The following is a 13,152-nucleotide window of genomic DNA, read 5'->3' as shown; positions in this document are numbered from 1 at the left end:
GCCACGGTGCGCGCCACATCGCACTCGCCGATGCGGGACGGGCGTCCCCCAGCGTGCCAAGATGGCCGTGTGCGTACCGCTGCTGCAACTCCGGCCGAGGCGAAGAGCGCCTCGACGTCCCCGTTCCTCGCCGCCTGCCGCGGCGAGGAACCCGACCGCGTCCCGGTCTGGTTCATGCGCCAAGCCGGGCGCTCGCTCCCCGAATACCGCGCCGCGCGGGCGGGGACCACCATGCTGGAGGCCTGCCGCACCCCCGAACTGGTCTGCGAGATCACCATGCAGCCGGTCCGCCGCTACAAGACGGACGCTGCGATCTTCTTCTCCGACATCGTCGTCCCCCTCGCCGCCATCGGCCTCGACATCGAGATCGTCCCCGGCACCGGCCCCGTCGTCGCCGAGCCCTTCCGCACCGAGGCCGACGTCGACCGCCTGCGCAACCTCGACCCGTGCGACGTCGGCTACATCACCGAGGCCGTCGGCCTGCTCACCGCCGAACTCGGCCCCACCCCGCTCATCGGCTTCGCCGGGGCGCCCTTCACCCTCGCCTCCTACCTCATCGAGGGCGGCCCCTCCAAGGACCACGCCAAGACCAAGGCGCTCATGCGCTCGCGCCCCGACCTGTGGCACGCCATCGCCGCCAAGCTGGCCGCGATCTGCGGCGAGTTCCTGCGCGTCCAAGTCGAGGCCGGGGCCAGCGCCGTCCAGCTGTTCGACTCCTGGGCCGGGGCGCTCTCGGAGGCCGACTACCGCCGCTTCGCGCTGCCGCACTCCACCGCGGCCCTGATGGGCGTGGCCCAGTCGGTGCCGCGCATCCACTTCGGCGTCGGCACCGGCCACCTCCTCGAGGCCATGGCCGAGACCGGCGCCGAGGTCATCGGCGTCGACTTCCGCATCCCGCTCGATGAGGCGGCCGCGCGTCTGCCCGGCAAGACCCTCCAAGGCAACCTCGACCCGGCCCTGATCCTCGCCGACGACGAGCCGCTCCTGGCCGCCACCGACGAGGTCCTGCGCGCCGGACGGGCCGCCCGGGGCCACATCTTCAACCTCGGCCACGGCGTCCTGCCCGACTCCGACCCCGGCAAACTGGCGCTCGTCGTCGACCGCGTCCACGAGGCGAGCGCCCGATGAACGCCGCGCTCACCCCGTCCCGAGCGAGCAGTGGACGGACGCGGGTCCTCATCGTCGGCGGCGGCATCACCGGCCTCGCCGCGGCCCACCGGCTGCGCGAGCGGCTCGGCGAGGACGCCGAGATCGTCGTCGCCGAGCGCTCGACGCGCCTGGGCGGCAAGATCCACACCGTCGACCTCGCCGGACGGCCCGTCGAAGCCGGGGCCGAATCGCTCCTGGCCGCCAGGCCCGAAGCCGTCGGGCTCGCCCGGGCCGTCGGCCTCGGCGACGCCCTCGTCCACCCCGCGGGCCTGGCGCCCGCGCTCAGCCTCGACGGGCGCCTGCGCGACTTCCCGACCGGCACCATGATGGGCATCCCCGCCGATCCGGCCGACGTCGCCGCCGTCGCCGACGTCAAGGAGGCCCCCGACTCCGGCGAGCCGATCCTCGCCCCCGGCGCCGACATGTCGGTGGGGGAGCTGGTGCGCACGCGCCTCGGCTCGGAGGTCCTCGACCGGCTCGTCTCGCCGATGCTCGCCGGGGTCTACGCCGGCGACGTCGACCGGCTCTCGGTCACCGCCGTCATGCCGCAGCTGGCCGAGGCGCTGCGGCGCCACGCCCGCCTCACCGACGCCGTCGCCGAGGTCAAACGGCCCTCTACGGGGAAGCCGGTCTTCGCCTCGATCGACGGCGGCCTGGCCCGCCTCGTCACCGCCACCTCGGCCGCCTCCCGCGCCGACGTGCGCCTCGGCATGACCGTCCGCGAACTGCGCCGCACCCCCTACGGCTGGGAGGCCGTCGCCGGTCCCGTCCCCGACCCCATGCGGCTGGACGCCGACGCGGTCGTCCTGGCCGTCCCGGCCTCGCCCGCCGCCCGGCTCCTGCGCGGCGTCGAACCCGAGGCCGCCGCCGCGCTCTCGGGCGTCGCCTACGCCTCGGTCGCCCTGGCGTCCTTCGCGTTCGACGACATCGACCTGCCGCCTCGCTCGGGCTTCCTGACCCCGGCGAGCAACGGCAAATCGGTCAAGGCCGCCACGTTCACCTCCCGGAAGTGGCCGCACCTGGGGCGGCGGCGCACGCTCCTGCGCGTCTCGATGGGCCGCCTCGGCGAGGAGGCGCTGCTCCAGCACGACGACGCGACGCTCGCCAAGACCGCCCTGCGCGAGCTCGGCGAGCACCTCGGGCACCGCGTCCCCGAACCGGTCGCCCAGCGCGTCGACCGCTGGGGCGGGGCGCTCCCGCAGTACGCGCCGGGCCACACTGCGCGCATTCGCGCCGCCCGCGAGCAGCTGCGATCCCACCGCGGCATCGCGATCGCCGGGGCCGCCGTCGACGGGGTCGGCATCGCCGCGTGCGTCGCCTCCGGGCAGGCCGCCGCCGACGACATCGCCGCCCAACTCACCGAATCCGACTAGTGCCGAAGGACCGCAACGTGTCACAGCAGTCGAACAATCCCAACGCCCAGCGCATCAAGGAACTGAACGAGACCGTCCGCTACACGCTGTGGTCGGTGTTCCGGGCCGCCGAGCCGCTCCCGTCGATCCGGCAGGACCTGGTCGCCGACACCGAGTCGTTCTTCGAGAAGCACTGCGCCGACGGCGGCGTGACGGTGCGCGGGACGTACGACCTGACCGGCATGCGGGCCGACGCCGACCTCATGGTGTGGTGGCACGCCGAGTCGCCCGACCAGCTGCAGAAGGCCTACTCGGAGCTGCGGCGCACTGCCTTCGGGCGGCACCTGGCGCCGGTGTGGTCGAACATGGCGGTGCACCGGCCCGCGGAGTTCAACCGCAGCCACCTCCCGGCGTTCGTGGCGGACGAAGCGCCGCGGAACTACCTGTGCGTGTACCCGTTCGTGCGCTCCTACGAGTGGTACCTGCTGCCGGACGAGGAACGGCGGGACATGCTGCGCGAACACGGCATGCAGGCGCGCGAGTACCCGGACGTGCGGGCCAACACGGTCCCGGCGTTCGCGCTGGGCGACTACGAGTGGATCCTCGCGTTCGAGGGCGACGAGCTGCACCGCCTGGTGGACCTCATGCGCGAGCTGCGCGCCTCCCGGGCGCGGCGGCACGTGCGAGTGGAGATCCCGTTCTTCACCGGCCGCCGCCGCGCCATCGGCGAGATCATCGACGACCTGCCCTAGTGAGAGCCGTCTTCTTCCTGGTCGCGGCATTGGGCGGCCTGCTCTTCTGGGCACTCGTCGCGGTATGCGCGGTGTTCTTGGTCTTCGCGGTGCCGTCCCTGCTCGCCGGGGCTCGCAGGCAGAGAGAAGGCGTTCAGGGGGAGGAAGGCGGCATCGATGGGCTCTTCTAACTGGTGGCTGAGCGCGCTGGCGCTCCTCGCGGCGGTGGCGCTGGTGATCGAGGGCGTGCGCCAGCTGCGGCGGCGCTGGATCCTGGTGAAGATCGAAGGCGAGAGCATGGAGCCGGAGCTGCGCGACGGCGACGAGGTGCTCGCCAAGCGCACCCGCAGCATCGCGACCGGCCAGGTCGCGGTGGTGGCCGCGCCGGACCCGGCACTCGGCTGGGCGGAGGCGCCGAAGGCCGACCGCGGCCCGTGGTGGGTCAAGCGCGTGGCGGCCGGCCCGGGCGAGCCGATGCCCGGCTCGAACGATCCCGTGCCGCCCGGCCACTACTTCCTCCTCAGCGACAACCCGATCGGCGAGGACTCCCGCCGCCACGGCCCCTGCCCGGCCGAAGCCGTCGCCGGAGTCATGATCCGCAAGTTCTGAGCGTCACGGAACTGTCACAACCAGCGACTATCGTTGAAATTGGGGGTCCCCAAGCCCGAGGCGCCTCCGGCATGCCCCGATGCGGCCGCCGGGTTCGTTGAAACCTAGGCGATCCTAAGGTGCGGGCGGTTGGTCCCGGGATCTGGAACGTGGCAGACTTACAGGATGCCAGCGCTTCGTTCACGCACTTCCACTCACGGCCGCCAGATGGCCGGCGCACGCGCGCTGTGGCGCGCCACCGGCATGACGGACTCGGACTTCGGCAAGCCGATCGTGGCCATCGCCAACTCCTACACCCAGTTCGTGCCCGGCCACGTGCACCTCAAGGACCTCGGCGAGATCGTCGCCCAGTCCATCGCCGAGGCCGGCGGCGTCTCCAAGGAGTTCCACACCATCGCCGTCGACGACGGCATCGCCATGGGCCACGGCGGGATGCTCTACTCCCTGCCCAGCCGCGAGATCATCGCCGACTCCGTCGAGTACATGGCCAACGCCCACTGCGCCGACGCGCTCGTGTGCATCTCCAACTGCGACAAGATCACCCCCGGCATGCTCATGGCCGCCCTGCGCCTGAACATCCCGGTCGTCTTCGTCTCCGGCGGCCCCATGGAGGCCGGCAAGACCGTCGACACCAACGGGGTCGTCACCCGCAAGCTCGACCTCATCGACCCGATGGTCGCCGCCGCCAACGACGACGTCTCCGACGCCGAACTCGGCGTCATGGAGGCGGCCGCCTGCCCCACCTGCGGCTCCTGCTCGGGCATGTTCACCGCGAACTCCATGAACTGCCTCACCGAGGCCATCGGCCTCTCCCTGCCCGGCAACGGCTCCACCCTCGCCACGCACGCCGCTCGCGAGGCCCTGTTCTCCGAGGCCGGGCGCGTGGTCATGGACCTCGCCCGCCGCTACTACGAGCAGGACGACGAGTCGGTCCTGCCGCGCAGCATCGCCACCCACGACGCCTTCGAGAACGCCATGGCCCTCGACGTCGCCATGGGCGGGTCCACCAACACCGTCCTGCACCTGCTGGCCGCCGCCCGCGAGGCGGGCCTGGACTTCTCCGTGGCCGACATCGACGCGGTCTCGCGCCGCGTCCCCTGCGTCTCCAAGGTCGCCCCGAACTCGCCGGACTACCACATGGAGGACGTCCACCGCGCCGGCGGCATCCCCGCCATCCTCGGCGAGCTCCACCGCGGCGGCATGCTGCACGAGAACGTCCACGCCGTCCACTCGCCGACGCTCGACGAGTGGCTCGGCAAGTGGGACATCCGCGCCGAGAACCCCGCGCCCGAGGCGATCGAGCTGTTCCACGCCGCGCCCGGCAACGTCCGCACCACCCAGCCGTTCTCGACGCGCAACCGCTGGTCGAGCCTGGACACCGACGCCGAAGGCGGCTGCATCCGCTCCGTCGAGCACGCCTACACCGCCGACGGCGGCCTGGCCGTCCTGTTCGGCAACCTCGCCGAGGACGGCTGCGTCGTCAAGACCGCGGGCGTCCCCGAGGAGAACCTGACCTTCTCCGGCCCCGCCCGCGTCTTCGAGTCCCAAGAGGACGCCGTCACCGGCATCCTCGACAAGTCCGTCCAGGAAGGCGAGGTCGTCGTCATCCGCTACGAGGGCCCCAAGGGCGGCCCCGGCATGCAGGAGATGCTGTACCCGACCTCGTTCCTCAAGGGCCGCGGCCTGGGGCGCAAGTGCGCGCTCATCACCGACGGCCGCTTCTCCGGCGGCACGTCGGGCCTGTCGATCGGGCACATCAGCCCCGAGGCGGCCGGCGGCGGCCTGATCGGCCTGGTCGAGGACGGCGACGTCATCGAGATCGACATCCCCGCCCGCCGCATCGAGCTCAAGGTCGACGACGCGGCTCTGTCCGAGCGCCGCGTGGCCCAGGAGAAGCGCGAGCGGCCGTTCAGCCCCGAAGGCCGCGAGCGGACCGTCAGCGCGGCCCTGCGCGCCTACGCCGCGATGGCGACGCCCGCCAGCGACGGCGCGGTCCGCAAGGTCGACTAGCGCAGCAGTGAGACGGCCGGGCCCCGCTTCGGGGACCCGGCCGTTTGCGTGCTCAGGCCACAATGGGACTCCCCGAATCCCTCTTCCCGGAGCGACCGCTTATGCCCCGTGTCAACTATTGGAACTGGAACCTCGAAGGCGCCCAGATCCGTGCCATCAACGAACTGGACGAAGAGCTGGCCGCCCAGGCCGGCATCACCCAGCGCCGCATCCACGAGACTAAGAGGGAATTGCAGAGCCACCTCAGCCAGGTGGACCGGCGGCTTGTCTCGGTCGCCGACCGCATTGACACCGTCCTGGAGTGGACCGAGCTGCGCTTCCAGCTCATCGAGTTCGACGAGTACGCCGCCCGCAAGGCGATCCGCAAACCGTTCCGTGCCCTGGCCGGAGGCCTGCCCGCCACCGCCCCCGACGTCGCGGACGTCCCCGGCTACTGGATGCCGCCCGCCGCCCTCGCGCTCCTGCGGCTGGTGGCCCGCGGCGGCGCTCCTTCCGGCCCGTTCGCCGACCTGAGCGCCAGTCTGGAGCTGGCACGCGAGCGCGACGCCGTCCGCGCGGAACTGTTCAGCCTCACCGTCGCCCTGTGCTTCGACCAGCCCGCGTTCATCGACGCCGCGGTCCTGCGACTGCTCGGCGAACCGGCCGACCTCGGTCTCGCCGAGCCCGGCGAGGTCGCGGCCGGGTGGCGGGCGCTGTGGGAGCACGCCGCCCGCGGCGAGTTCGGCCCGAGCGCCGCCGATCTGCTGACCGAGCGGCTCGCGGCCATGTTCGACCCCGAGACGCTCGACGAGGAGGAGCTGCGGGCCTGGGACGAGGCGATCCTCTCGTTCGGCGGCGTCGAGTCCGCTCCGCTGCCGAAGACCGAGGCGTTCGCGCTCCTGCGCGAGCACTTGTCGGACGCCGAGGCCCCGCAGGCGGCGGGCGGGACCGTCGAGCCCGACGAGCGGTGGCGACGGTACCTCCAGGAGCTCATCGAGGAGCCCAGCCCGGCGGAGCTGCCTCTGGTGGAGGCGATGGAGGAGCTGCACCTGTCCGAAGACCGGCTCCAGCGCTCCAAGCCCACCTGGTCCGAACCGGAGGGGAGCGTCGCCGAACTGCTGCGCCAGGACCTGTTCGACCCCGACGGCCCGGTGGCGCTGCGGGCGCTCGCGTTGGAACTGGCCGCGCCGCTGCTGCGCTCGCGCATCGAGCTGGTGGGCGAGTCGCCCGAGTCGACGGAGCCGATCATCCGGATCGTCAAGCGGGTCGGCTCGAAGGTCAGGGTCGGCCGCGACGGCCACGATGCAGCCGAGCTCGAGGCGGCCGAGCGGCGGATCGAGCAGCACATGGACCTGGAGGGGCCCTCGGCCATGGTGGCCGTCGTGACGGCGGCCGGTTTCGCCCTGGCCGGTCTGGTCCTGGTGTTCAACGGCCTGTGGCCGCTGGCGCTGCTGTGCCTCATCGGCGTGGTGGCGCCCGTCTGGCGCTACTCAAAGGGCAAGTCCGAGCAGGCGGCGAAGCGGGACCGCTGCGACCAGCAGCTCGCGGACCTGCGCGCGGAACTCATCCGCGCCAGAGAGGGCGTCAGGGAGGCCGAAGACGAGCGAGCCGAGCGCACCGCCGCCGTCGGCCGAGCCCGCGACGAGCTTCTGGCGGCCCTGCCGGGGGCCCGCTCGGGAACCGCGAACCACTGAGCGGAGTGCGCTGAGACGGGAAGCAAAGGTTATATCTTATAGCATATAGAGATGTTATAGGATATAAGATATATGCGAGCTATAGCTTATAGGTTATATGCCGTAGGGGTGTGGCCGCCGCGGGAGAGTGGACTACGGCGGATATGGCCCCGCTGCCGCGAGGACCGCTGGCAGCCGCCATGGCGACTGCCAGCGGCCCGAACCGGGCGGCCGCCGGTCGGCGGGAGCGGGGTCGGTCATGCGGTCGGGTTGAACATCCTGCGACCCCGGGGTCCGCGCTCGGAGTCTGCTCAAGCTCGAAGGCGGCCGCCGGCTCGGTGGCGGCCCTGCGGTCGTAGGGGGGCGCCTCGCCCGCCGTGGCGGTGGACGTTTTCGGACGGTGTGCGGCTGCGGTCGTGATTCATCCGGCCTTGCGGGGCGCCGCCATGGTCGTTTTCGGCCCCATCGCAGGGGCGCTTGAAAAATTGGCACATTCGCATCTCTGCGCTTGGCAAGCGCTGCGCACGCCATGCGGGGCAACGAATTCGTCACTGAAGGTATGCGCGTGGACACGCGCCCACCTGAAATGCCTTGTTTGCCGATTTCCGTTGTCACGCATTGTTGTATCGTCGACACTCTCCATTCCTGGAGATCCATAAAGGATGCACATGCATTTCGCGTCTGCCCGAGGGCGCGGTTCCCATCCGTTCGAGGATGGGGCATTCTGTATGGCACGAGGCTTCCTAGGATTGGGCTCTGTGCATGTCGCCATCACCCCGCCGCGCGCGCCTCCTCACGTCGTGGATCGCGGCCGCCGCCGTGTGGTGCTCCGTGCTCGCGGCCGCCGTCGCCATCGGCCTGCGCTCGTCTCCCGGCAACCTGAGCGTCGCCACCGCCGCCGGAATCGGCAGCCTCGGCGCCGCGTGCGCCGGACTGCTCATGTGGCGCGTCGCCGCCCGCCTCAGACCCACCCGCCGCATCGCCTACAAGATCATGGCCGCCGGACTCCAGACGACCGCCTGCACCGTCGCCGCCTCCTGCTGGCTGCCCTCCGGCACCGCCGCCTTCGTCGCCGGCATCGGCTTCACCGCCGCCATCGTGCTCTACGGCCTCGCACTGCTGCGCATGCCCGACGACGGCTGGGACGGCGCGGCCGTCCAGCGCCGCCTCGTCGACGGCAGCTTCGTCGGCATCTGCCTGCTCTTCGCCTTCTGGCTCGTCATCGCCCGCCCCTGGCTCCACGACTACCGCGGGCACCTCGCCAACAGCGACCTCGCCATCATCGTCCCCGGCATGCTCGGGATGATCCTGTTCGGCGTCGGATGCACCACCACCTTCCGCCTCAACCGCTGGCGCCGCCGCCACGCCTTCGCCTACCTCGCCGTCCTGGCCGTCCACACCAGTGGCATGGCCCTGTTCGCCTCCTGGCAGTGGCACCGCCCCACCGCGGCCACCTTCTGGTGGTCGGTGGGCTGGATCGCCTCCTCCGCGGCCCTGCTCGGCGTCACCTACCTGGCGCTGCGCCAGAAACCCGCCGTCGACAAGCGCAACTACCCGACCGTCCACTACGCCGTCATGGTCGGCGCCGCCGCGCTCGCCACCGGCGTGTTCCTCCACAACGGGGCCGCCTCAGGCCCGCTGCCGCTCGACGCCGCCCTCATCGCGCTCGCCGCCGTGGCCGCCCTCGGCGGCCGCCTCGTCCTCACCCACCTCGACGTCCGCCGCGTCACCGGCGACGCCGCCAACCGCCAGCGCCGCCTCTCGGCCATCGTAGGGGTCGCCTCCGACACGGTGCTCGTCCTCGACACCGACCTCACGGTCACCTGGCGCCCCGAGGACTCCGCCTGGCAGCCCGCCACCGAGTCCGGCGGCTGCTGCATCGGCGCGCCCTTCCTCGACCTGGTCCACCCCGAGGACCGGCGCGGCGCCGAAGAGGACCTGGACGCCCTGCTCGACGGCGTCAACGCCACCGGCCAGATCGCGCTGAACGTGCGCGTGCGCGACTCGGCCCGCCGCTGGCGGCACACCGAGACGATCGTGACCGACCTGCGCGGCCAGCCCGAGGTGCGCGGCCTGGTCGCCCGCGTCGAAGACGTCGGCGCCCGCCGCAGCCTCGAGAACGAACTGGCCCGCATGGCCTACTCCGACCCGCTCACCGGCCTGGCGAACCGCCGCGCCCTGCTCCAGCACCTCGAGGACGGCGTCGCCGCCGAAGAGCACAAGACCGCGCTGCTGCTGCTCGACCTCGACGGGTTCAAGAACGTCAACGACACCCGCGGCCACGACTTCGGCGACGAGCTCCTCGTCGAGGTCTCCAGACGCATCAAGGAACTGCTCCAGCCCACCGACCTCGGCGCCCGGCTCGGCGGCGACGAGTTCGCCATCCTGCTGCGCGCCAGCCGCACCGAGGCCGTCGCGATGGCCCGCGACCTGGTGGCGAAGCTGTCCGACCCCTACGAGTTCCACGACGAGTCCACCGTGTTCACCACCGGCTCGGTCGGCATCGCCACCGCCTCGGACGGCCTGGACGACCCCGAGATCCTCCTGCGCAACGCCGATCTGGCGCTCCGGGCCGCCAAGCAGGCCGGGAAGAACCGCTACGAGACCTACGACGCCGAGTTCGACCGCCGGGTCCGGCGGCGCAACGAACTGACCCAGGAGCTGCGCGGCGCCATCGGCCGCGACGAGCTGCGCCTGGTCTACCAGCCCGTGTTCTCCCTCAAGGACCGCAGCATCGTCGGCGCCGAGGCGCTCCTGCGCTGGCGCCACCCCCGGCTCGGCCAGGTCAGCCCCGGCGAGTTCATCCCCGCCGCCACCGAGTCCGGCCTCACGCAGGACCTCGCGGTGTGGGCGGTCAACCGCGCCGCCGAGCAGCTCGCCCAGTGGCATTCGGCGGGCATCAAGACCTGGATCTCGGTCAACGTCTCGGTCAAGGAGCTCCACACCCACCTGTTCGCCACCGAGGTGAGCTCGGCGCTCATCACCGCCGGCGTCCTGCCCTCGCGCCTGGTCCTCGAAGTGACCGAGCACGATTTCTCCCACCAGATGAACACCCTCGTGGCCCAGCTCAAGGCGCTGCGCGGGGCCGGAGTGCGGATCGCCTTGGACGACTTCGGGTCCGGCTACTCCTCGCTCGGCCAGCTCGACCGGCTCCCGGTCGACATCATCAAGATCGACCGCGACCTGGTCGCCAAGGACGACGGCGGCGTCGGCCCGCTCGCCGAGGTGACCGTCGAACTCGGCAGGCGCCTCGGCATGGAGGTCATCGCCGAAGGCGTGGAGACCGACACGCAGCTCGAAGCCATGCTCAGGACCGAGACGCCGCCCCTCGTCCAGGGCTACCTCATGGCCCGGCCCATGCCCGCCGACGATCTCACCAGGTGGCTGCGCGAAGGCGTCACCGCCATCACCGCCGCGTGAACGGGGGGTCCCACCCGTCGCCCACCACCCGAACCAGTCGCCGCCGCGCGGCGGCAAGCCGTGTGCCCGTCGCCCATCACCCGGACCGGACGCCGCCGCGCGGCGACGATCGCCACTGCCGCGACATCCCGCAGTCTGAGAAAAGTTGACTCACGGGCCGGAATCGTGCATGCTGGAATCGTGCCGCAGCAGAGCTACCTCAAGACAGCCGCCCCCGAGCGGCTGCTCGTCGTAGTACTTATCTAGCGCACCGTCGTTTCCCCGACGGTGCGCTCGCCCCGTGCGTCTTTGCACGCGGGCGATTTTTTCTGCCCGGGAAACGACGTCCCAGTGTCGAATCAGTCAGAACCCTAATGGACGAAGGACATGAGCACACCAGTGAAGGCACCGAAGCCAGGGCCGCAGGCTGTCAAGGCTCAGCCTGCCAGGCCGAAGGCCCCCAAGCCAGGACCGCCCCACAGCACCCAGGCCGCCGCGCCCGTGCTCACCGGCGCGCAGGCCGTCGTGAGGACCCTGGAAGAGCTTGAGGTCGAGGCCGTCTTCGGCATTCCGGGAGGCGCCATCCTCCCCGCCTACGACCCGCTCCTGGACTCGGAGAAGGTGCGCCACGTCCTCGTCCGGCACGAGCAGGGCGCCGGGCACGCCGCCGCCGGCTACGCGCTGGCCACCGGCAAGGTCGGCGTCTGCATGGCCACCTCCGGCCCCGGCGCCACCAACCTCGTCACCCCCCTGGCCGACGCCCACATGGACTCCGTCCCGATCGTCGCCATCACCGGCCAGGTGGCCTCCACCGCCATCGGCACCGACGCCTTCCAGGAAGCCGACATCGTCGGCATCACGATGCCCATCACCAAGCACTCGTACCTGGTCACCGACGGCGCCGACATCCCGCGCGTCCTCACCGAGGCCTTCCACGTCGCCGCCACCGGCCGCCCCGGCCCCGTCCTGGTCGACATCCCCAAGGACATCCTCAGCAAACCGGCCCCGTTCGTGTGGCCCCCGCGCATGGACCTGCCCGGCTACAAGCCGACCACGCAGCCGCACGGCAAGCAGATCCGCGAGGCCGCCGCGCTCATCGCCGAGTCCAAGCGCCCCGTGCTGTACGTCGGCGGCGGCGTCATCAAGGCCGGCGCCCACGCCGAGCTCCTCGAACTCGCCGAGCTGACCGGCGCCCCCGTCATCACCACGCTCATGGCCCGCGGCGCCTTCCCCGACTCGCACGCCCAGCACCTGGGCATGCCCGGCATGCACGGCTCCGTGCCCGCCGTCCACTCGCTCCAGAAGGCCGACCTCATCGTCGCCCTCGGCGCCCGCTTCGACGACCGCGTCACCGGCAAGCTCGACACCTTCGCGCCCGAGGCCAAGATCGTCCACGTCGACATCGACCCGGCCGAGATCGGCAAGAACCGCGAGGCCGACGTCCCGATCGTCGGCGACTGCAAGGCTGCGCTCGCCGCCATGGCCGAGGCCTACACCGACCCGGGCCAGGACCGCCTCAAGGCCTGGTGGGACACGCTCAATGACCTGCGCGAGCGCTACCCGCTGGGGTACGAGCCGCACGGCGAGGGCGAGATGACCGCGCCGCAGTACGTCATCGAGCGGCTCGGCGCTCTGGCCGACCCCGACACGATCTGGACCACCGGCGTCGGCCAGCACCAGATGTGGGCCAGCCAGTTCATCGCCTACGAGCAGCCGGCCACGTTCCTCAACTCCGGCGGCCTGGGCACCATGGGCTTCGCCGTCCCGGCCGCCATGGGCGCCAAGCTCGGGCAGATGGACCGCCCCGTGTGGGCCATCGACGGCGACGGCTGCTTCCAGATGACCAACCAGGAGCTCGCCACCTGTGCGATCGAGGGCATCCCGATCAAGGTCGCCGTCATCAACAACGGCAACCTCGGCATGGTCCGCCAGTGGCAGACGCTGTTCTACGACCAGCGCTACTCCAACACCGACCTGAGCACCCACCACAGCGAGGACTCCCCGCGCGTGCCCGACTTCGTCAAGCTCGCCGAGGCCCTCGGCTGCGTGGGCCTGCGCTGCGACCACCCCGACGAGGTCGACGAGGTCATCAAGCAGGCCAACGCCATCAACGACCGGCCCGTCGTGGTCGACTTCACCGTCGGCCCCGACGCCATGGTGTGGCCGATGGTCCCCGCCGGGGTCTCCAACGACGAGATCCTCTACGCCCGCGACATGCGACCCACCTTCGAGCACGAGGGAGCCGTCTGA

Annotated in this window: 8 protein-coding genes; all 8 read left to right on the top strand. The window is 71.6% G+C overall.

Translation table 11 applies throughout. The features are described from left to right. The first annotated feature begins 30 nt into the window (after positions 1-30). Positions 31-1,128, top strand: coding sequence for a uroporphyrinogen decarboxylase (hemE, locus tag H613_RS0100950; RefSeq protein ID WP_084546193.1), 1,098 nt, complete (start codon positions 31-33; stop codon positions 1,126-1,128). Continuing rightward, complete coding sequence (gene hemG / locus H613_RS0100945) at positions 1,125-2,522, top strand: protoporphyrinogen oxidase (RefSeq protein WP_051392779.1); 1,398 nt, start codon at positions 1,125-1,127, stop codon at positions 2,520-2,522. The genes hemE and hemG overlap by 4 nt, the downstream gene beginning before the upstream one ends. A 17-nt stretch (positions 2,523-2,539) precedes the next feature. After that, entirely contained in the window at positions 2,540-3,253 is a 714-nt protein-coding gene (gene hemQ, locus H613_RS0100940) for a hydrogen peroxide-dependent heme synthase (RefSeq protein WP_026922306.1), read from the top strand. Positions 3,254-3,409: 156 nt separating this feature from the next. Further along, positions 3,410-3,841 (top strand): S24/S26 family peptidase, encoded by a 432-nt coding sequence (locus tag H613_RS0100930; RefSeq protein WP_026922305.1) that lies wholly within the window; start codon positions 3,410-3,412, stop codon positions 3,839-3,841. 165 nt (positions 3,842-4,006) lie between these two features. Continuing rightward, a complete protein-coding gene (gene ilvD / locus H613_RS0100925) occupies positions 4,007-5,851 on the top strand; it encodes a dihydroxy-acid dehydratase (RefSeq protein WP_026922304.1) in 1,845 nt (614 codons plus the stop codon). Between the two features lie 101 nt (positions 5,852-5,952). Next, the gene (locus tag H613_RS0100920) at positions 5,953-7,524 is read left to right on the top strand and encodes a hypothetical protein (RefSeq protein WP_026922303.1); all 1,572 of its coding nucleotides are present in this window, start codon (positions 5,953-5,955) and stop codon (positions 7,522-7,524) included. 741 nt (positions 7,525-8,265) lie between these two features. Then, positions 8,266-10,923 (top strand): EAL domain-containing protein, encoded by a 2,658-nt coding sequence (locus H613_RS28755; protein ID WP_051392778.1) that lies wholly within the window; start codon positions 8,266-8,268, stop codon positions 10,921-10,923. A gap of 366 nt (positions 10,924-11,289) precedes the next feature. Then, entirely contained in the window at positions 11,290-13,152 is a 1,863-nt protein-coding gene (locus tag H613_RS23635; protein ID WP_051392777.1) for an acetolactate synthase large subunit, read from the top strand.

Source organism: Glycomyces arizonensis DSM 44726 (assembly GCF_000482705.1).
Classification (GTDB): domain Bacteria; phylum Actinomycetota; class Actinomycetes; order Mycobacteriales; family Micromonosporaceae; genus Glycomyces; species Glycomyces arizonensis.
Note: the sequence above shows the minus strand (reverse complement) of the source record. Positions and strands in the feature narration are given on the sequence as shown.